Genomic DNA, 312 nt, shown 5'->3' with positions numbered 1-312 from the left:
CTTAATTCCTCAGGAAAATCTAACATATTCATACATTGCTCCAATAAGGCCGTCGCTTTCTCTTGGCTTAAAGAGCGACTGTCAACTCTTATCAACTGATAAAAGCTAGTTGAGGCAAAAATAGTAGCTTCTTTTATGAAATTTTGAACAAATGCTGGGATGTCTTCTTGTTTTAGAGGCAACAGTTGTTTCAGAAAAACCTTTTTGATGGCTCTTTCTGACCATCCTACTCGCCGTAATTCAATCAGTGCGTGCTTTATTTCGGTTATCTGTTCAAGATTTTTCAACAAACCTTTTTGCCTGATAAACCAA

General features: G+C 36.9%; 1 pseudogene. It reads right to left on the bottom strand.

The window, feature by feature from the left end:
* A pseudogene (locus C1G53_RS09040) lies at positions 1 to 312 on the bottom strand (hypothetical protein); the annotation flags it as partial.

It is taken from the genome of Streptococcus suis (assembly GCF_002960445.1).
In the GTDB taxonomy this organism is placed as follows: Bacteria; Bacillota; Bacilli; order Lactobacillales; family Streptococcaceae; genus Streptococcus; species Streptococcus hyiners.
This window is presented reverse-complemented; position numbering and strand designations above follow the sequence as displayed.